The sequence below is a fragment of the Pseudomonas sp. LBUM1640 genome, assembly GCF_059716225.1.
The window spans coordinates 1997159-2016050 of record NZ_CP166816.1 but is presented as its reverse complement, the minus strand read 5'-3'; the positions used below and the strand labels follow the sequence as shown (position 1 = coordinate 2016050).

The following is an 18892-nucleotide window of genomic DNA, read 5'->3' as shown; positions in this document are numbered from 1 at the left end:
CACGCTGTCAACGACGAGCAATCAGCCCTTGTCGCGCAATGCGCGTCAGTTGGCGAATCACCTCATCGGCGTCGCCGGCACTGGGCGCCTGGATAACCGCAAGATCAAAGCTGTTGCTGGCAAAGCGGGCCAGTGATTCGCCATCGTCGACAAATTGGATCAGGAACGCCGAGGGCCGCCCCGTGCGACGCGGCCAGCCGTCCAGATAACGCAATAGCGTCGGCTGGTGCTTGCCGCCCAGGAGAATTTTCGGATTGCGTTGAGTCAGGTCCGCGGTGATCGGGGCCAGGCGTACCAGGGGGCGTAGTGCATTCATCGTGTCGTGTCTCTGCCTCAAAAGTCTGCGGGCAGGTGAGAGGCAACACCGAACCAGCGCTTTAGCGGAATTTCGAAGCCTGACTCTGGATGAGTGCATGCTTCTGTCGGGCTGCATTGAGTCCCGGTGGCGCCCCGCAATTAGCTGTTTAAATCGGCGCATGAGCAGCATCCTAGAGAAGCCGATGGGGCAGTGTCAAGAATCCCGAGCAACGAAAAAGCCCGCGCATGGCGGGCTTTTTCTGAGTTTCAGGTAGGTATCAGCTGGTGATGGCGCGGTCGGCAGACAATTTGCCCGCCCCTTCCAGCAGCACCGCCAGCGAGCCGCCGAGCAAGGCCAGTGCGAACTCATAACCGTTGTTGGCCATGAACAACCCGTTATGGATATGCACCGAGAAGATTGCCACCAGCGACAGGAAGGTCAGCCCCAGTGCCGCAGGGCGCGCGAGCAAACCGATGATCAAGGCCAGGCCGGCGAAGAACTCCGTACCGCCCGACAGCACCGCCATCAAGGTGCCCGGTGTCAGGCCGAGGCTCTCCATATACTGCGCAGTGCCCGCCAGGCCGTAACCGCCAAACCAGCCGAAGAGTTTTTGCGAGCCGTGGGCAGCGAAGATGATGCCGACAAAAATTCGCAGGATGGTCAGGCCATAACCGGCGCGGGTAGACAGAATACGGTTGATCAGTGGGCTCATGGTGCTAATCCTTTTCAAAGTAGGGGGTGGGTTGGCCGCTATATTAATCGGATAAGGCAATGATAACAGCGCAAAAAATGCGTAATATCCATCTGTAAAACCGATTATTTGCGTGAAGCAATTTTTGGCGACACCGGTTCCAGGGACTCCCGCTCCCGATCAAACGCCAAGTAGTACTTGTTCACGCTATTAACATAGCTGACGCCGCCCATTCCTACCTGCTCCATGGCAATGCGCTCGACCTGGAAGAACCACTGATTGGGGTTCAACCCTCGGCGACGCGCCTCCGCGCGCATGCCCTGCACCCGCTCCGGCCCCATGTTGTAGGCCGCGAGCACGAAGGCCATGCGTTCGCGTTCATTGAGCTTGGGGCTGGCGAAGAATTTACGACGGATCATCGCCAGGTAGCGGGCCCCGGCCTGCACATTGCTGTCCAGGCTCTCGATATTGTTGACACCCACTCGCTGCGCCGCCGACGGCGTGATCTGCATCAGCCCGGTCGGGCCGCCGCTGTTACGCGCGCCGGGGTCAAGGGCCGACTCCTTGAACGCCAGCGCTGCCAGGTTCAACCAGTCCATGCCCTGCTCGCGGGCGTGTTTTTGCAGGACCGGGCGCAATTTTTCAAGGCGCTGCCGGTCGGCGCGGGCCAGCGGGTTGCGCACTTGATAGAGGCGACGGTAGATACGTTGAAATGCCACGTCCTGGTCGGACGGGGTTCGGTAGGTCTTGAGGAAACGGTCAATACTGGCCCGCAGCATTGAGGCATCCTGGCGCACGAACCAGTATTCATCGCCCGGCTCGCTGATCGCCACCTGCCGATCAAAACGTAATTTGGGCAGGATTTTCGACCAGCGCTCGGCAATCGGTTTCTCGACAATGGTGAGGTGGAAGATCCCGGCCTGAACCATCTCAAGCACATCTTCCACGGCCAACGTCGGGTCGACCCATTCGACCTTCACCGGCGGCCGCTTATGCAGGGCCAACTGCTGGTTGACCTGATTGATCGCATCCGCCGCCGCACTGCCGGTGGTCAGCGCCAGGGTGCGCCCGGACAGTTGCTCCAGCTTGGTAAAGCGCCGCTCACCCTTGACGCCCACCAGCCACAACGGCACATCACTGGCAATCGGGTCACTGGTGCTGATTTTGTGCACGGCCTTCACGTCGAGTAATTCACCGGGCGCCACCAGGTCGCCTTCGCCACGCGCCAATGCGCCGAGCAGTTGGTCCTTGGCCTTGGGAATAATCTTGAGGTTGATTTCCTCACCGTCACGGGCGTGACCATTGAGGTATTGCTCGAAGGCGCGCAGGCGATGGTATTCGACCCCGATGGCCTGGCCCTGGACCTCACCGGAACTGTTACGGCTCTGGTTGACCAGCACGCGCAGGGTGCGACTGGAGCGAATCTGCGCGAGGTCACGCACCTTGCCGGGCTTGGTCACTTCCAGCGGCCCGTCCAGACGTGCGACCGCCGCCGTGGGCAGCAGTAACGTCAGGCACAACATAAGCAACGCCGAGGGTCGGATCATCCGCTCTCCGGAAAGAATACTGGCCAGTGCCGTCGTGAAAGACGCGGGACTGGGGGTCAGAAACAGAGCGCTTTATGCGCTGGCAAAGCACGCAACGGCGGCACGATGGAAAGCGTATGGCCAACCACAATGTCACTTGCGACGTTCAAAGACAGCTATAACTCGTTGTAGTTCTTCGTTTTTCTTATAAATCTACAGCTCTGATATGCTTTCCGGCCGCAGGCGGAGATAGCACCATGCAACTCATTGATATCGGCGTCAACCTGACCAACCCCAGTTTCGACGAGAGGCACCAGGCCGTTCTCGACCGCGCCTACGCCGCCGGCGTGCAGCAACTGGTGCTCACCGGCACCAGTGTCGAGGGCAGCGAACAGGCACTGGAACTGTGTGTAAAACTCGATGAAAGCGGCCAGCGCCTGTTCAGCACTGCAGGCATTCACCCCCACTGCGCCAGTGACTGGAACGGCGACAGCGCGCAGCAATTACGTGGCTTGCTCAGCGAAAGCCGTGTGCGTGCGGTGGGCGAATGCGGGCTGGATTTCAACCGCGATTTTTCCCCGCGCCCACAGCAGGAAAAAGTCCTCGAAGCACACCTGGCCCTGGCCGTGGAGCTCAAACTGCCGGTGTTTCTCCACGAACGCGACGCCAACCAGCGCCTGCTGGAGATTCTTAAAGACTACCGCGACCACCTGACCGCGGCCGTGGTGCATTGCTTCACCGGTGAACAGCACGCGCTGTTCAGCTACCTCGACCTGGACTTGCATATCGGCATCACCGGTTGGATCTGCGATGAACGCCGTGGGACGCACCTGCATCCGCTGGTCAGGGAAATTCCCCGTGGCCGTCTGATGCTGGAAAGCGATGCGCCCTACCTGCTGCCGCGCACGCTGCGGCCGAAGCCGAAAAATGGCCGCAATGAACCGGCTTACCTGCCGGAAGTACTGCGCGAAGTCGCCTTGCACCGCAACGAAACCATAGAAGACCTGGCCGAACATAGCACCGCCTGCTCGCGCGCCTTTTTCGGCTTAGCTGCAGTGGATTGATGCGGCGCATTGACCCATGTCAAAACCGGTTTCCTGGGTAGCGGCATAATAATGGCACCTTGCCAATGCTGTTTCCGCTATCAGAGAAAACCTTCCATGGGTGCCTGGCTTAGCAATATCTCGCTGAAATACAAATTCTGGGCCGTCAACGCGGTCGCTTTCATCACCACCCTGCTTTTGGTGCTGTACGCCGTGCAGCTCGAACAACAGGCACGCAGCGAAGCGTCCCAGGCCTCGGCGCAGGCGCAGGCGCAACTGCTTGGTGCCTGGCCTGCCGACAAGCCGTTGCCCAAAAGCGAGCATTGGCTGACATTTGCGCGTGGCCAGGCCCCACAGCGGGCCGACCAGGATCTGTCAGCGCTGAGCAGCGCCAGCGGTTGGGTCGAGCTCAATCACATGCCGCTTTTCGGCGAAAACCCGCTGATCGGTGCTGAAGTCGTCGCGCGTGCCGACGCTCAACAGATCGCCGTACTGGCCTATGGGCGCAGCCTCAGCCAAGTATTCAGCGAACGCTTCGCCAACTACGCCGTGGCGGTGCTGATCCTGATGCTGGCGATGCTCGGTGCCTCGCAGTTGCTGATCCGCTTCCTGCTCAGCCAACTTAACACCCTCAAGGACGTCATGCTGCACGTGGAAAAGACCGGCGACCTGTCAGCCCGCGTGCCGCTGGCCTGCAAGGATGAAGTCGGCCAGATGGCGAGTGCCTTCAACGCCATGCAAGCCGGCTACCAACGGGTGGTCAGCACCGTGGCGCGCACCGCGCAGCAACTCGATGAGGGCGCCGCGCGCCTGGCCAGCAGCATGAACGAAGTGCAACACGGCATGCTCGGCCAGCAAAGCGAAACCGATCAGGCCGCCACCGCGATCAATGAGATGACCGCTACCGTCTACCACATCGCCCAACACGCCGGCGCCACCCGCGACCTTTCCCAAACGGCCGACACCCTCGCCGGCAGCGGCCAGGAAGTGGTCGGCCGGGTGCAGCGCTCGATTGCAGGGCTGTCCAGCGGTGTGCAACAGACCGCCGAAATGATCCAGAAACTCGCCGAAGACAGCCAGAAAATCAACGGCGTTGTCAGCGTGATTCACAGCATCGCCGAACAGACCAACCTGCTCGCCCTCAACGCCGCCATCGAAGCGGCCCGCGCCGGCGAAATGGGCCGTGGTTTTGCCGTGGTCGCCGACGAAGTACGCAACCTGGCAAAACGTGTGCAAAACTCCACCGACGAAATCACCCACATGGTTTCAGCCCTTCAGGCCGGCACCCGTGACGCGGTGGACTTCATGCAGGAAAGCTCGTTCAAGGCCGACGATTGCGTACAGCAAGCCCAGGAAGCCGGCGCGGCCCTCGCCGAAATCACCGGCGCCGTGGCGCAGATGCGCGAGAGCAATACCCAGATCGCCGTGGCGGCCGAACAGCAAAGCCATGTCGCCGAAGAGATGAACCGTGCGGTGGTGAGCATTCGTGACGTGACCGAGAACACGGTGCAGCAGACCGTGGATTCGGCGACGACCAGCAATGAGCTGGCGACGTTGGCTGGGGAGTTGAGCAAGGCGATTGGGCAGTTGAAGCTGTAGGCCCGCTGAACCTGTCATCCGACTCCTACAACCCCCCCTCCGTTTACCCGATTTATTGGCGAAACATCCTAGCCATACTGACGAATAACGCCGACATCTTTACCTGACAAACCTCTCCAAAGTCTCTCGCCTGACTATTCAGTGCGAGGGATTGCAGATGGTTTTTTCCGTTAAGGCCCCGGTTGTTGGGGCTGTCGTTTGAACACGGCCATTGGCAGGCTGGCCCTGGCCCCAATGGATGCAACGACAGTCGATGTTGAAACCGTCTTGCGTGACTTTCGGGAATGCCTGAACACCTTTGACGAGTGGGCGTCCAGCTTCTGGAGCTTTTCGGCGCTGGACGTCGAACAGGTATTTAAAGTCGGGGAGGAAGTGGCGCTGGTCGCCCCCATCAACCGCTCCATCATTCCCAGCAGCACCGTCGCCACCTGCCAGGCCAACGGCACCTTGACCCTGGTGCACATGTTCCAGAGTGCTCAGTTCGTGCCCATTGGCAATACGCCCGTGGTGTTGCAACGCATCGACCCCAACGGTGGCCCGCTGGGCGAGCCGATCCACAAGACCATCGGCCCCAGCGGCGTTCTCGAAATCACCGAGTGTGATCGCAACCAGCAGTACCGAATCAATTTCTATCCCAACGTTTCCAAGGATCACGTCAAGGCGCTGTATGCGTCTTATCAGTCGGTGATCGAAGATCTGGAAGTGCGTCTGCACGACGAGTGGAACGGCACGTTTCAGGCGCAGTGGAAAACCTATACGGACGCTACTCCGCTGGACCGGCGTCGGGTGCTGGAGGCAGCCTTTCTCAATGGCATGGGCAAAGCGCTTTACAGCCTGTGGGACAACATAACGCAGCTGTTCGACATGTTGGCGGACATCAAGCCTAACAGCGAAAAGTTGCTGCACTACATCTCCCAAACCGAACTCGATGAGCTGCTGAAGCTCGGCAACGACGCGATCGCCATCGGCCTGCTGGTGCTCAGCGATGAGCCGCTGTTGTTCATTTATGTGTCGGCGATGGTCAGTTGGATGCGCATGCTGCCACCGCAAGAAATGAATGAGCTGATGGGGCAAATCACTGGCGAGGTGTTGATCAACCTGCTGCTGATCTGGGCGACGGCGGGTATGGGCGTGGCGGTGCGTCTGGGTACGCAGGTGCTGGGGCACATGAAGTCTGGACGCGGGCGGGATCTGCTGGAGTTGCTGGCTAAAAAGCTGGTGATGCCCCGGTTGGAGTCGCATGCCGAGGTGGTTAAGCCGTTGCTGCTGGGTAGTGTGGCGACGCCGATCAAGACGGTGCCGGTTGCGTCGTTGAAGGCTGGGGATCAGTTGGTATCCAACCCGGTGCCTGCGGTTCGCAGCAAGACGCAACGGACGGCGTTGGTACGCCAGGAACATGTGGATGATGTGCCGGCCGCTGCGAAGAATCCGCAGGGAGATGCAGCGGCGCCTGCGGATAAGACCTCCACCAATGGCTGCCCGGTATCGATGGTTACCGGGGAAGAATTACTAACCCTTACCGATGGTGCGCTGGACGGGATTTTGCCGTTTGAGTGGACGCGGTTGTACCGCACCAGTGCGGTGGAAGTGGATTGCGGGTTGGGGTTTGGTTGGAGTCATGCGCTGGCGCAGCGGTTGGTGGTTGCGGGTGATTCGGTGGTTTGGACGGATCATGAGAATCGCAGTACGGAGTTTCCGCTGCCCACCGCCTCGCGGCCTGCGATCACTAATAGCTTGGCCGAAGCGGCGATTTATTTGGGTGCCCTGCCCGATGAGTTGGTGCTGGCTCAGGCGTCAAGATTTTATCACTTCCGCGACGGTGTGCTGACAGCGATCAGTGATGCGTATGACAACCGGTTGCGCATTTCTCGTGATCGTTTGGGGCGGATTGAGCGGCTGGATAACGGTGTCGGCCGTTGTTTGTTTTTGCGCTACGAACTGGGCCGCATTGTGGCGGTGGACTATCAGGTTCATCGCGCCAAAGGCCGTGAGCCGTATGTGTGGGTAACTGAACAGAACGTCGTTTCCTACGCCTATGACGACGCTGGGCGCCTGGTTTCGGCGACCAATGCTGTAGGCGAAAGCGAGGTTTATCGGTACGACGACCAGCACGTCATTCTTGAGCGGCAGTTGGCTGGTGGGGCGAGTTTCTTTTGGGAGTGGGAACGGTCTGGAAAGGCCGCGCGATGTGTTAGGCATTGGGCCAGCTTTGCGCAGATGGACACGCGGTATGCGTGGGAGGACGGCGGCAAGGTCACAGTTCACAACGCGGATGGCAGCCAGGAAGTGTATGTCCATGACCAGCGCGCGCGGCTGGTGCAGCGGGTTGATCCGGACGGCGCTGAGCACTTCAAATCCTATGACGACAAGGGCCGGCTGACGGTTGAGCAGGACCCGCTGGGGGCGGTGACGGCGTATCAGTATGACGACGCCGGGCGTTTGGTGGCGCTGTTTCCGGGAGAGGATGAGCCGACTTCCTACGAGCATGACAACGGGTTCGTACGGGTTGTGCGGCGGGGTGAGGCGGTCTGGAAATACGAACGTAATGATCAGGGAGACGTTACGCGTAAGACAGATCCTGACGGCAACGTTACGGACTACACCTACAACAAACACGGGCAACTGTCCGGCGTTTGGTATCCCGATCACAGTTGTCATCGGCTGGTTTGGAATGAGCGTGGGCAGCTTACCGAAGAGCAACTGCCCAATGGCGGTATCAAGCGTTATCGCTATGACGATGTTGGACGACAGGTTGCGCGTGAGGATGAACATGGGGCGCTGACCCAGTACCAGTGGGATGCGGCCGGGCGCTTGTTGAAACTCACCCAGCCCGATGGCGCCACGCGCGAATTCAGCTACAACCCCTACGGAAAAATCACCTCCGAACGTGACGAATTGGGCCACGTCACCCGCTACGAATACGCCGACGGCCTGCACCTCATCAGCCGCCGCCTCAATGCCGATGGCACCCAGGTCAACTACCGCTACGACAACACCCGGTTACTCCTGACCGAGATCGAAAACGAAGTCGGCGAAACCTACCAACTCGACTACCACCCCAACGGCCTGATCCAGCAGGAAACCGGCTTTGACGGCCAGCGTACGGGCTACGTGTATGACCTCAACGGCAACCTGCTGGAAAAAACCGAACACGGCGACGATGGCAGTCAGCTAATCACCCGTTACGAGCGAGACCCTTCCGGCCGCCTCGTAAGAAAAACCCTCCCAGACGCTGGAGTTGTTGATTACGCCTACGACCGCCAAGGCAACCTCCTCAGCGTCGACGACGGCCACTGGGCGCTAGCCTACGAATACGACAGCCAAAACCGCCTCACCGCCGACCACCAAGGCTGGGGCACCCTGCGCTACGGCTACGACACCTGCGGCCAGCTGAAAAACCTGCGCCTGCCGGACAACAACCGTCTCACCTTCAACCACGACAAAGGCGGCCACCTCGCCACCGTCGAACTGAATGGCAAAACCCTAACCTCCCACCTCTTCAAAACCGGCCGCGAACGCCAGCGCCAGCAAGGCCAACTGCTCAGCCACTACCACTACGACGAACAAAACCGCCTGCACGCCCACGCAGTGACCCAAGAGGACCACAAGCACTACCGCCGCCACTACGACTACGACAAAACCGGCAACCTCACCCGCCTGCTCGACACCCGCAAAGGCGAACACCACTACCACTACGACCCCCTCGCCCGCCTGACCCGCGCGGATCACTCGCAAGACCAGCAGGAACGCTTCGGCCATGACCCGGCCGGCAACCTGCTGATGCAAGACCGACCCGGCCCGGACATCGTGGCGGGGAATCGGTTGGTTATTCAGGGCGATCATCACTACGACTATGACGCGTTCGGTAATCTGATCCGCCAAAGACGCGGTAAAAACCACCAACTCGTCACCGAGTATCGCTACGACTGCCAGCACCGGCTGATCGGCATCACCCAGCCCAACGGGCAAACCGCCAGCTACCGCTATGACCCGTTTGGACGGCGGATCAGCAAAACCGTCGAAGGCATAACGACGGAGTTTTTCTGGCAAGGCGACAAGCTGGTTGCGGAGCATCACGCTGACCGTCATCGCAGTTACCTCTATGAACCGGACAGTTTCCGGCCGTTGGCACTGCTGGAAGGTTTTGGACCGAAAGACACCCAGCCCTTCCACTACCAACTCGACCACCTGGGCACCCCGCAAGAACTCACGGCACCTGACGGCGAAATCGTCTGGTCCGCGCACTACCGCGCCTACGGCCAGATCAGTCGCCTCGACATCAACAAAATCGACAACCCGCTGCGCTTCCAAGGCCAATACTTCGACCCGGAAAGCGGACTGCACTACAACCGCCATCGCTACTACAATCCAGATATTGGTCGTTACCTGACGCCGGACCCGGTGAAGCTGGCGGGTGGGGTCAATGCCTACCAGTACGTGCCTAATCCGACGGGGTGGGTAGATCCGTTAGGGCTGACTGCCAATTGCCCCCCCAAAGGAGCGAGGCAGCCACGCTGTAAAACACCCGACGAACCGGACACTCCCGATGTTTCTCGCAAAGGAGCATTCAGGGAAGCTAAAAGAGATGCGAATATACCAATGGTGCAGCGCCCTGACGTCTTCGTAGACCCAGAAACAGGAAGAGGAAAACAATACAAGATAGAAAGAATGACAGACCTGAACGAGAAAAACGTATTGAATAATAATGGCTTACCGATTGATACAAGGGTCTACCAATTCACTAAATCAGACGGCTCAAAAATTCTTATCCAAGACCACTCAGCAGGGCATAATTTTGGCAGAGCAGATGGAATAGGAGACCATTCCGCACACTTCAACTTACGACCAATTGATAAACCTCGAAAAGGCCGTATAACCGGGGCGAAGGAACACTATCCATTTAGGAAGCAAAAATGAAGTACTGGAATGAATTAGACGGAAGTATATTTTTCGGAAAGATTTTTAGCCAACCGATAGCAATTGATAGGATAGCTCTTTTTTCTATAAGGATTGATAACGATCAACCCTGCGTCGGCCTAGGGTTTGACATACCTGAATTTCCGGACAGGTTACCGGAAAAGTGGAAGAACAAAGGATACAACACTTGCAGAACCGGATTAACTTGTCACAACATTAAAGAGCTAAAAGTACAAAACATACCCATCCACGAGGTATTCAATGTGAAAATAGAAAAATACAACGACCACTTCGAGTTTCGCGCAACCAGCGAAAATGCCTCAATAGAATTCAAAGCCAGATTCATTTCACTTAGCGACCCTAATGTATATATAAATGGTACGGATGATTACTATTTCAAATAACTAAAAAACACGAAACCCAAATTAGAAACCTTGTCCTTATCCATTTCAGGATAGTAAACCAACCAAGGCTCCCATCTCAATTTACGCGTCTTTTGGAAGCACGGACACAGGAAAAATAAAGGTGAGAATGATCACTATAATCTTAAGGTTAGAAAATGAAGTTCTGGAATGAATTCGATAGGAGTGTTCTTTTTAACAAGGTATTCTCCAGGCCGATACCAATAGGAAATATAGTCTTATTCTCTATAGACATAGATAACGATAGACCTCATATAAATCTAGCCTTTGACATACCTGAAATACCGGACAGACCGCCCGAAAAATGGACCATCGAGGGTTTTAACACATGTCGCATTGGCCTTAGCTGTGGCGGACTTAGTGACGTCACCATAAAAAATATCCCCACGCTCGACACGTTGAAAATAACAGTACGGAAGTATGAGGATTTTTTTCTCGTAAAAGCTGAGTCTGAAAAGTCGTTGATTGAATTCAAAACGCGATATCCGTCTCTCTGCGGACCCTCCGTCTACATAAATGACCCTGATTCCGCCTGTTATTAAAATGGTGACACCAACATCTAAGCTATGAGGCCGATAGCCAGCGCCAATTCGCCACCCAGCCCAGCCAACCCTAAACTCTGTCCAAGCTACTTCAACGGACAGAGGATTCACCATCATGGGCAAACGTCACCCCAATCTCCCCGCCTGGCAATGGCGTAATCACCCACAAAACCATCAGCACCCGACCAACTTGGGGCTGCAGTTGATTGCTGTACCGCTGCTGATCATCAGTTTTCTGTTGATGGCGTCCGGCGTGTTCAGCCTTAGCCTGGCCAGTTTTGCCGTCGGCGTAATCGGCGTGTTGGCAGGCGTGGCGCTACAGCGCCACGGTCGCAAGCTGGAAGCGCAGGGCAGCCAGCGGTTCTGAGGGTCAGGCAAAGACCACCACAGTCTGGCGGCTGATGGCGATCAACTCGCCGCTCGGGCTCCAGAGCGCGGCGGCGGCGTGGCCGTAACCGTCGCGGGCATGTTCGATGTTGACGTAGTACTGGCACCAGTCGAGGGTGGTCAGGTCGTGCAGCGGCTGGATAAATTCAATGGTCCAGGTCAGCGTGCTACCGGGTGCCGGTTTGGTCAGGTGTGGCAGCAAGGCCGGCGGCCAGGCGTCGACCAGTGCGAGAATATGCGACTCGGTCAGCGGTTCTTCCTTCACGTCCCCACGCAGGCGTACCCAACCGCCCATGTCGCGCGATTTATTACCGGTGAACGGCAACCCACCAACGCTCCAGCGCATCGCCACGTGGCGCATGAACTCAGGAGTGACGCCCTTGATATACGGCAATTCCTGGCACTCGTCCCAGTGTTTGAACACAGGCGGTGCCTCGTTCGCGACATCAATCACTGACTCACGGGGCGCGCCAAAGCTGGCCTGTACCAGCGTCGCCACGTCGCCGTCTTGCACCACGCGGCCAAGCAACTGGCTGACGGCCTTGCCTTCACGCAGCACTTCGACTTGATAACTGGCAGGTACACCCGGGGCTACCGGGCCGACGAAGGTGACAGCCAGTGAACGCAAAGGGCGATCCGCCGGCACTTGGGCGCGCAACGCTTCGTATTGCAACGCGGCCACCAAGCCACCAAAGGTCGCACGGCCCTGGGCCCATTCAGCGGGGATCGTCACATCCAACGGGTTGCTACGGGCAGCGTCGAGCAAATCACTAAAGCACATGGCGACCTCACATCAAGAAAACCGATGGACGATCTTAACCATAGGGCCAGCCCGGTACAGCGCCCATTCCGGCCAAAAACCGGACCGGCTTAGAAACAATCCGCGCTGAGTTTGTCCAGCACCCGATCGGCCTGGCCTTCAGCCTTGGCCATGGTGCGATGCCATACAGGCACGCACGGCTGCAAGTCCGGCTGGTGCCCGGCCTGGGCCAGCCACTGCCAGCAGTCGTGCCAATCACCCAGCGCGCCTTGGGCTTGTTTCAGGCGCGAGATGGCCTTGGCAGGGAGTTTGTTCAGCTCCGGATAAGCCTCGGCGGCGTAGCGCACGCGCTTGATCAGCAAGCGCAGACGGTGGCGATCGTGGTTCGGGTCTTTCAGCGCGTCATCAAGTGTGTGCCACTGCTTGGCCAGACGCTTTTCGATGCGCGGGCGCAGGCCCTTGAGTAATTTCTGGTGTTGGGAGGCGCGGATAAAACGTGGGAATGCATCGAGGATCAGCAGCAAGTGCGCCACTTCCGGGCTTTGCGCCACGTGGCGATAAGCATCGGGTTGCAGGCGCAGGCGCCGATCAGCCGCTTCGTGATAGCCGTGCTGATGCAGGTAAGCGGCCAGGACCTCGCGGTCGCGTAGGGGCGTGGTCAATTGGCCGACCGTGCTGGCGGCCAATTCGAGCTGCTCCACACCTGGCAAGCCACGCAAGGGGCGCAGTAAGCTGCGCAGGCGCCGCACGGTCGTGCGCAGGTCGTGCAAGGCTTCGTCGTCGGTGACAGCGGCCAGGCGAGCCTGGCAGCTCAGTAACCCTACTTCCAGGCCAATGACCTGAGCGACTAACTGATCGACCAAAGCTGACATTCCTTGCTCCCTTGACGATAAAAAATCCCGCCTGCCGCTACAACTTAACGCCCGGCGCGCGACTCGCGAATATAGAACCGCGCTTTCTCGGCTTTGTTGGAGCAGCCTTCAAACGCTTCGAATTGCTGCTGGGTCTTGGCACCCGTCAACAAGGACAAGGCCTTAGAGTAGCTCACGGTGCCGGCAAAACCTTCGGCCTTGGCCAAGTCCAGCTCATGCCATGCCGCATCCAATTGCGTGCCACAGCTATCGCGGTAAGCGGTTTTCCCGGCACAACCGGCCAGGGCCAACACGATCACAGGTACACACATCCAGGCTTTCATCAATGACACCTCAAGAAAAGAAAAACAGTCGTACGGTGTAGACGTTGCCTACAAGGAAAAGTGCCTTGTCCACCGCCTGAAATCAGAAGCGCCTATGGGCAGAGCATACCCGAGCCTACTCACTATTCTGGAAAAATATTACGAGGTGCAGCGAACATTGAAGCCGTCCCCTCAATAGGTGCATTGTGAGCACCTGCCTTGGGAAGGATATGGACCATGAAGAAGCGTGTTGCCTTGGTGCTGGGCTCCGGCGGAGCCAGGGGCTACGCCCATATCGGCGTGATTGAGGAGATCGAGCGGCGCGGCTATGACATCGCCTGTATCGCCGGTTGCTCCATGGGCGCAGTCGTGGGCGGGATCTACGCCGCCGGCAAACTGGATGAGTATCGAAACTGGATCGAAAGCCTCGACTACCTGGATGTGCTGCGCCTGGTCGACGTGAGTTTTCGCCTGGGGGCCATTCGCGGCGAAAAAGTCTTCGGGCAAATCCGCAAGATCGTCGGCGAGATCAATATCGAAGAGCTGCGCATTCCCTACACTGCCGTCGCGACCGACCTGACCAACCAGCAGGAAATCTGGTTTCAGGAAGGCTGCCTGCACCAGGCCATGCGCGCGTCAGCGGCGATACCCAGCCTGTTCACGCCGGTGATGCAGGGCAACCGCATGCTGGTCGACGGTGGCCTGCTCAACCCGCTGCCGATCGTGCCCGTGGTGTCGAGCCACTGCGACTTGATCATTGCCGTCAACCTCAACGCCACCAATCAAAAACACTACCAACTGCCAGTGATCCAGCGCCCGCCAGCGTTCAAGAGCCGCTTCAACAGCTTGGCCAAGTCACTGGGTTCACACCTGCCGTTTCGACGCAAACAAGCCGAACAGTTAATGAAGCTGGAGCAGGAGGCCTTGCACGCCCAGACGGCGGAGATCAACCCTTGGTTGGAATCGGCTGAACCCGAATCCCAACAACCCGCCGCCGCACCGGAAAAAGCCGGGGCGCCGAAGTCGGCGACCGGTTCGTTCATCATCGACAACGTCGGGCCAGCGTCGCTGCTGGACCTGATCAACCAGAGTTTCGAGGTGATGCAGACGTCGCTGGCGCAATACAAGATCGCCGGGTACCCGCCCGATGTGTTGATCAACGTGCCGAAGCGCGTGTGCCGATTTTTCGAATTTTACAAGGCGCCGGAGTTGATCGCGCTGGGGCGGGAGATTGCCAGGGATACCTTGGACAAGTATGAGAGTGAGCAGGGTTGAAATTTTGGGTGGGGCTGAGGTCCCCATCGCAGGCAGCCAGCTCCCACCTTCGATAGGTGAATACATTCAAAATGTGGGAGCTGGCTTGCCTGCGAAGAGGCCGGTTCAGGCACAGATAATTTCAGGCATTCAACAACCGATACCCCACACCCGCCTCGGTCACAATAAACCTAGGCTGAGTCGGGTCATCCGCCAGCTTCTGGCGCAAATGCCCCACCACAATGCGCAGGTAGTGACTGTCTTCTGTGTGGGTCGGCCCCCAGATATCCTTGAGCAGTTGTTGCTGGGTAATCACCCGGCCCGGATGCCGCGCCAATTGCGCCAGCACCGCGTACTCCTTGCGGGTCAGCGCCACCTCGACACCGTCCAGCAGCACTCGGCGATAAGCCAGGTCTACCGTCAGCGGGCCAAAACTCAAGGCGGCCTCCTGAGCCTCCCCCGCCGGAGCCTGGCGCAGTAACGCGCGAACGCGGGCGAGAAATTCCTGGATGCCGAAAGGTTTGGTCACGTAATCGTTGGCGCCGCTGTCCAGGGCTTCGACTTTCTGCACCTCGCTGGCGCGCACCGACAGCACCAGTACCGGCACGGTCGACCATTCGCGAAACTCGCGCAGCACTTGCTGGCCGTCCATGTCAGGCAGACCGAGGTCGAGCACCAGCAAATCCGGTTTGCTCAATGCCGCCTGGGCCAGGCCTTCGTTGCCGGTGCCGGCCTCGATCACCTTGTAGCCCTGGGAGGCCAGGCTGATGCGCAGGAATTTGCGAATCTGCGGTTCGTCATCAATGACTAAAATCGTCGCGGTCTGGCTCATGGTGTCCAATCAAAATCCGTGAAAAAAAGAGGGTAGCTCAAGCCTCGCGTTCCAGGCCAGGTTGAGTCGGCAACGGCAGGAACAAGGTGATGCACGTGCCCCGCCCGTCAATGCCGTCGGCGACGCTGATACGCCCACCGTGGGCACCGACCATGCCCTGGCAGATGGCCAGGCCAAGGCCCGTGCCCTGCCCGCCGCGGTCACCCCGGGCGGCGGTGTAGAACATATCGAAAATCTTCGCACGCTCGTCTTCGGGAATTCCAGGCCCCTCATCGGCCACGGCGAAAAACAGTTGGTCATCCGCCACGCCCGCGCTCACCTCCAAACGGCCTTGGGCGGGTGAAAAACGCGCGGCGTTTTCCAGCACATTAACCAGCGCCTGCTCGATCAGCGCGGCGTGCACATACAGCAAAGGCAACTCTGCAGGCACATCAGTCTGGACCTGCAACGGCGCCAGCACCGCGCGCAAACGGCCGAGGGCGCTGCCGACAATATCACCCGGAGAGACCCAGTCGCGCGCCAGTTTCAGGGCGCCGTGGCCCAGGCGCGTCATGTCGAGCAGGTTCTGGATATAGCGGTCGAGGCGCTCAGCTTCATCGCGGGTGCCTTCAAGTAATTCGCGACGATCCTCCAAAGGGATGGCTTCGCCCAGCGCCAACAGGCTGTCGATGCTGCCGCGCATGGAGGTCAGCGGCGTGCGCAAATCATGCGACACCGAAGCGAGCAAGGCGCTGCGCAGTTGTTCGGTCTCGCCGTGCAGACGTGCAGATTCCAGCTCCTGCGCCAATTGCGCCCGCGCCAACGCCTGGGCCAGCGGCTGACTCAATGCGGTGAGCAAACGACGGCGCTGGCCGCTCAATTCCAGGCCCGGCTTGGGGCTCACACCAAGCAAGCCCAATGGCCCCTCCTCACCCGACAGCGGCCACCACCACCAACGCCCGAACGGCAAGGTGCCGGTGCCCATGCCGGCCGGTTGATCATGCTGCCAGGCCCAATCGGCGGCGGCGCGTTCGGATTCAGTGAGGTTCAGCGCGGAACCGGTCTCGACCTTCCAGTCACCCTGGCTGTCACGATTGACCAGGCACAGATCCAAATCGCTCCAGCCTTCCAGGTGATGCGCCGCCGCGCTGATCACTGCCTGGCGATCGGTGGCGGCAGTGAGTTTGCGCGACAGGTCGAGCAGTTCGCTGGTTTCTTCCTGGGTATCGCGCAAGGCCTGCAGCTGCCGACGCTGACGCGCGGCCAGGTTACCGGTCAACGCCGCCATCAACAGGAAGAACAACAGGGTCAGTACATCTTCTTCACGCTGGATGGCGAAGGAGAAACTCGGCGGGATAAACAGAAAGTCGTAAGTCAGGAACGACAGCGCCGCACACACCAGGGACGGCCCCAGGCTGCTGCGCACACCGACCAGCAATACCGCGGCGAGAAACACCAGGGAGATATTCGGCAGCGGCAACACGCTGGCCACCGCCCAGGCCAGCGCCGCCGCCACGAAGGTCGCGACCACCGCCAGGCCGTAGTCGAACCACACCAGCCCGCGCACATCCGGCAAACGCGGCGGTGCAGGCATATCGTCGCTGTCGAGGACGTTGATCTCCAAACCGCGCGCATTGCGCAGCAAGCGCGCCGCCAGGCCGCCGCCGAACAACCGGCGGCGCCAACGCATGCGCGACTGCCCCACCAGCAACAGGCTGGCGCGGCGTTCGGCGGCGTGCTGGATCAGCGTTTTCGCCACCTCCCCGGCCCGCAGCAACACCACTTCGCCGCCCAGCCGCTCAGCCAGTTGCTGGGCGTTTTGCAGGCGCAGGCGCGATTGCTCATCGCGCGCGCGGCCGTTATCGATATGCACCAGGCTCCAGGGCAAATGCCGACGCTGGGCCACGCGGCTGGCATGCCGCACCAGGCGTTCGGCCTGCGCATCGCCGTCCACGCCCACCAGCAAGCGACCACGTACCGCTGGCGCAGCCTGGCCGAGTTGCCGGTAGCCTTGGGCCAAATCGTCATCGACGTGGGCGGCGGCGGTCTGCATCGCCAGCTCGCGCAGGGCCATCAGGTTGGTCTGGGTGAAAAACGCATCGATGGCCGCGCGCGCCTGTTCGGGCACATACACCTTGCCGTCACGCAGGCGTTCGAGGAGTTCGCGCGATGGCAGGTCGATCAGCAACAGCTCGTCGGCCTCTTGCAGCACCCAATCCGGCAGGGTTTCGCGCACTTGCACGCCGGTGATGCCGCGCACCTGATCGTTGAGGCTTTCCAGGTGCTGGACGTTGACCGTGGTGAACACGTTGATGCCGGCGGCGAGCAGCTCCTGGATGTCTTGCCAGCGCTTTTCATGACGGCTGCCGGGGGCGTTGCTGTGGGCCAGTTCGTCGACCAGCACCAGCTGGGGCTTGGCGGCGAGCAGGCCGTCGAGGTCCATTTCTTCAAGCATCACACCGCGGTATTCGGTACGCACCAACGGTTGTTGCGGCAAGCCGCTGAGCAAAGCCTCGGTCTCGGCGCGGCCGTGGGTTTCGACCACGCCAGCGATCAGGCGCACGCCCTGGCGCAGCTGGGTGTGGGCGGCCTGGAGCATGGCGTAGGTCTTGCCCACACCCGGCGCGGCGCCGAGGAAGACTTTGAGCCGGCCACGGCCGTCCCGGGGCAGATCGGCTAACAGGGCATCGGCGCGGCCGGAGTCGCTCATGCTTTGCGGTTCCTTCAGGTGTTTATTTGGAGTCCTTCAGGCCGCCATCGCGGGCAAGCCCGCTCCCACAGTTGGAATGCATTCCCCTGTGGGAGCCGGGCTTGCCCGCGATGGCGGCATCACTGCTTACAACTTTTCCAGCGCCATGTTCAGCGCCAACACATTCACAACAGGCGGCCCCACCAACGGGCTTTCGATGTGCTCATCCAGCAAGCGCTGCAGGGTCGCCACCGGCATATTCCGTGCGGCTGCCACTCGCGCCAGTTGATAGGCAATTGCCGGTGGTGGCAAGTGTGGATCAAGACCGCTGCCGGAGGTAGTCAGTGATGCCAAAGGCACGGGCCCCTGGGCTGGCACCAACTGCTTGTTGGCATCATCAAAAATGCGCGTGGCCAGCGCCGGGTTGCTCGGGCCCAGGTTACTCGCGCCGCTGGAAACCGTCGCAAACGCGCCGGCCGATGGGCGCGGATGGAACCAGCTGTCACCGGTAAAATCCTGGGCGATCAGGCTGGAGCCGCGCACTTTGCCGTCGGCATCACGCACCAGGCTGCCGTTGGCCTGGTCAGGAAAGGCGACTTGCGCGACACCGGTGACGACCAATGGGTAGGCGACGCCGGTGATCAGGGTCATGAGTACCAGCAGGCTCAGGGCCGGGCGGATCATGTTAGTCATCTTCAAATCCTCAATAAATCGAGAAATCAATGTGGCGAGGGAGCTTGCTCCCGTTCGGCTGCGTAGCGGCCGTAGAACGTGGGACC

The 18892-nt window shown here is 59.6% G+C and carries 15 protein-coding genes and 1 pseudogene; 7 read left to right on the top strand and 9 right to left on the bottom strand.

Features of this window, described 5'->3' with window-relative positions:
* Positions 1 to 7: 7 nt before the first annotated feature.
* The 3 genes from ACA065_RS09025 to ACA065_RS09015 all read right to left on the bottom strand — a co-directional run bounded on the left by ACA065_RS09025 (position 8) and on the right by ACA065_RS09015 (position 2536).
* A complete protein-coding gene (locus ACA065_RS09025; protein ID WP_497694207.1) occupies positions 8 to 316 on the bottom strand; it encodes a class I SAM-dependent methyltransferase in 309 nt (102 codons plus the stop codon).
* Between the two features lie 259 nt (positions 317 to 575).
* Positions 576 to 1010, bottom strand: coding sequence for a DoxX family protein (locus ACA065_RS09020; protein WP_497694206.1), 435 nt, complete (start codon positions 1008 to 1010; stop codon positions 576 to 578).
* Between the two features lie 104 nt (positions 1011 to 1114).
* Positions 1115 to 2536 carry an MltF family protein gene (locus ACA065_RS09015; RefSeq protein ID WP_497694205.1) on the bottom strand — a complete coding sequence of 474 codons (1422 nt, stop codon included), beginning with the start codon at positions 2534 to 2536 and terminating at the stop codon, positions 1115 to 1117.
* A gap of 236 nt (positions 2537 to 2772) precedes the next feature.
* Here ACA065_RS09015 and ACA065_RS09010 point away from each other — a divergent pair, with 236 nt between their 5' ends.
* From ACA065_RS09010 to ACA065_RS08985, 6 genes and pseudogenes are all read left to right on the top strand, one after another.
* Complete coding sequence (locus tag ACA065_RS09010; protein WP_497694204.1) at positions 2773 to 3579, top strand: TatD family hydrolase; 807 nt, start codon at positions 2773 to 2775, stop codon at positions 3577 to 3579.
* A 96-nt stretch (positions 3580 to 3675) separates the two neighbouring features.
* Positions 3676 to 5157: a methyl-accepting chemotaxis protein gene (locus tag ACA065_RS09005; RefSeq protein WP_497694203.1), complete on the top strand. Its 1482-nt coding sequence runs from the start codon at positions 3676 to 3678 to the stop codon at positions 5155 to 5157.
* A 234-nt stretch (positions 5158 to 5391) separates the two neighbouring features.
* Positions 5392 to 10074, top strand: a complete 4683-nt coding sequence (locus ACA065_RS09000; RefSeq protein ID WP_497694202.1) for an RHS repeat-associated core domain-containing protein — start codon at positions 5392 to 5394, stop codon at positions 10072 to 10074.
* A complete protein-coding gene (locus ACA065_RS08995) occupies positions 10071 to 10478 on the top strand; it encodes an Imm50 family immunity protein (RefSeq protein ID WP_497694201.1) in 408 nt (135 codons plus the stop codon). Before ACA065_RS09000 ends, ACA065_RS08995 begins: the two co-directional genes overlap by 4 nt.
* A 155-nt stretch (positions 10479 to 10633) precedes the next feature.
* Entirely contained in the window at positions 10634 to 11038 is a 405-nt protein-coding gene (locus ACA065_RS08990; protein WP_497694200.1) for an Imm50 family immunity protein, read from the top strand.
* 115 nt (positions 11039 to 11153) lie between these two features.
* Positions 11154 to 11402: pseudogene (locus tag ACA065_RS08985) on the top strand (terminase); the annotation flags it as partial.
* A gap of 6 nt (positions 11403 to 11408) precedes the next feature.
* Here the strand turns inward: ACA065_RS08985 and ACA065_RS08980 are convergent.
* The 3 genes from ACA065_RS08980 to ACA065_RS08970 form a co-directional block, all read right to left on the bottom strand.
* Positions 11409 to 12206, bottom strand: coding sequence for an acyl-CoA thioesterase (locus tag ACA065_RS08980; protein ID WP_497694199.1), 798 nt, complete (start codon positions 12204 to 12206; stop codon positions 11409 to 11411).
* An 89-nt stretch (positions 12207 to 12295) separates the two neighbouring features.
* Positions 12296 to 13057, bottom strand: a complete 762-nt coding sequence (locus tag ACA065_RS08975) for a CHAD domain-containing protein (RefSeq protein WP_497694198.1) — start codon at positions 13055 to 13057, stop codon at positions 12296 to 12298.
* 44 nt (positions 13058 to 13101) lie between these two features.
* A complete protein-coding gene (locus tag ACA065_RS08970) occupies positions 13102 to 13380 on the bottom strand; it encodes a hypothetical protein (protein ID WP_010176194.1) in 279 nt (92 codons plus the stop codon).
* Between the two features lie 216 nt (positions 13381 to 13596).
* Between ACA065_RS08970 and ACA065_RS08965 the strand changes: the two genes are divergently transcribed.
* Positions 13597 to 14634, top strand: coding sequence for a patatin-like phospholipase family protein (locus tag ACA065_RS08965; protein WP_262207617.1), 1038 nt, complete (start codon positions 13597 to 13599; stop codon positions 14632 to 14634).
* Positions 14635 to 14755: 121 nt separating this feature from the next.
* Here the strand turns inward: ACA065_RS08965 and ACA065_RS08960 are convergent, their stop codons facing one another.
* The 3 genes from ACA065_RS08960 to kdpC all read right to left on the bottom strand — a co-directional run bounded on the left by ACA065_RS08960 (position 14756) and on the right by kdpC (position 18806).
* On the bottom strand, positions 14756 to 15445 hold the full coding sequence (locus ACA065_RS08960; RefSeq protein ID WP_053255124.1) for a response regulator: 690 nt from the start codon (positions 15443 to 15445) through the stop codon (positions 14756 to 14758).
* Between the two features lie 37 nt (positions 15446 to 15482).
* Positions 15483 to 18134, bottom strand: coding sequence for a DUF4118 domain-containing protein (locus ACA065_RS08955; protein WP_497694197.1), 2652 nt, complete (start codon positions 18132 to 18134; stop codon positions 15483 to 15485).
* Positions 18135 to 18260: 126 nt separating this feature from the next.
* Positions 18261 to 18806: a potassium-transporting ATPase subunit KdpC gene (gene kdpC, locus ACA065_RS08950; protein ID WP_497694196.1), complete on the bottom strand. Its 546-nt coding sequence runs from the start codon at positions 18804 to 18806 to the stop codon at positions 18261 to 18263.
* Positions 18807 to 18892: the final 86 nt, after the last annotated feature.

Coding starts and splice junctions, on each gene's coding strand:
- ACA065_RS09025 (WP_497694207.1), bottom strand. CDS start 316: ATGAATGCACTACGCCCCCTGGTACGCCTGGCCCCGATCACCGCGGAC.
- ACA065_RS09020 (WP_497694206.1), bottom strand. CDS start 1,010: ATGAGCCCACTGATCAACCGTATTCTGTCTACCCGCGCCGGTTATGGC.
- ACA065_RS09015 (WP_497694205.1), bottom strand. CDS start 2,536: ATGATCCGACCCTCGGCGTTGCTTATGTTGTGCCTGACGTTACTGCTG.
- ACA065_RS09010 (WP_497694204.1), top strand. CDS start 2,773: ATGCAACTCATTGATATCGGCGTCAACCTGACCAACCCCAGTTTCGAC.
- ACA065_RS09005 (WP_497694203.1), top strand. CDS start 3,676: ATGGGTGCCTGGCTTAGCAATATCTCGCTGAAATACAAATTCTGGGCC.
- ACA065_RS09000 (WP_497694202.1), top strand. CDS start 5,392: ATGGATGCAACGACAGTCGATGTTGAAACCGTCTTGCGTGACTTTCGG.
- ACA065_RS08995 (WP_497694201.1), top strand. CDS start 10,071: ATGAAGTACTGGAATGAATTAGACGGAAGTATATTTTTCGGAAAGATT.
- ACA065_RS08990 (WP_497694200.1), top strand. CDS start 10,634: ATGAAGTTCTGGAATGAATTCGATAGGAGTGTTCTTTTTAACAAGGTA.
- ACA065_RS08980 (WP_497694199.1), bottom strand. CDS start 12,206: ATGTGCTTTAGTGATTTGCTCGACGCTGCCCGTAGCAACCCGTTGGAT.
- ACA065_RS08975 (WP_497694198.1), bottom strand. CDS start 13,057: ATGTCAGCTTTGGTCGATCAGTTAGTCGCTCAGGTCATTGGCCTGGAA.
- ACA065_RS08970 (WP_010176194.1), bottom strand. CDS start 13,380: ATGAAAGCCTGGATGTGTGTACCTGTGATCGTGTTGGCCCTGGCCGGT.
- ACA065_RS08965 (WP_262207617.1), top strand. CDS start 13,597: ATGAAGAAGCGTGTTGCCTTGGTGCTGGGCTCCGGCGGAGCCAGGGGC.
- ACA065_RS08960 (WP_053255124.1), bottom strand. CDS start 15,445: ATGAGCCAGACCGCGACGATTTTAGTCATTGATGACGAACCGCAGATT.
- ACA065_RS08955 (WP_497694197.1), bottom strand. CDS start 18,134: ATGAGCGACTCCGGCCGCGCCGATGCCCTGTTAGCCGATCTGCCCCGG.
- kdpC (WP_497694196.1), bottom strand. CDS start 18,806: ATGACTAACATGATCCGCCCGGCCCTGAGCCTGCTGGTACTCATGACC.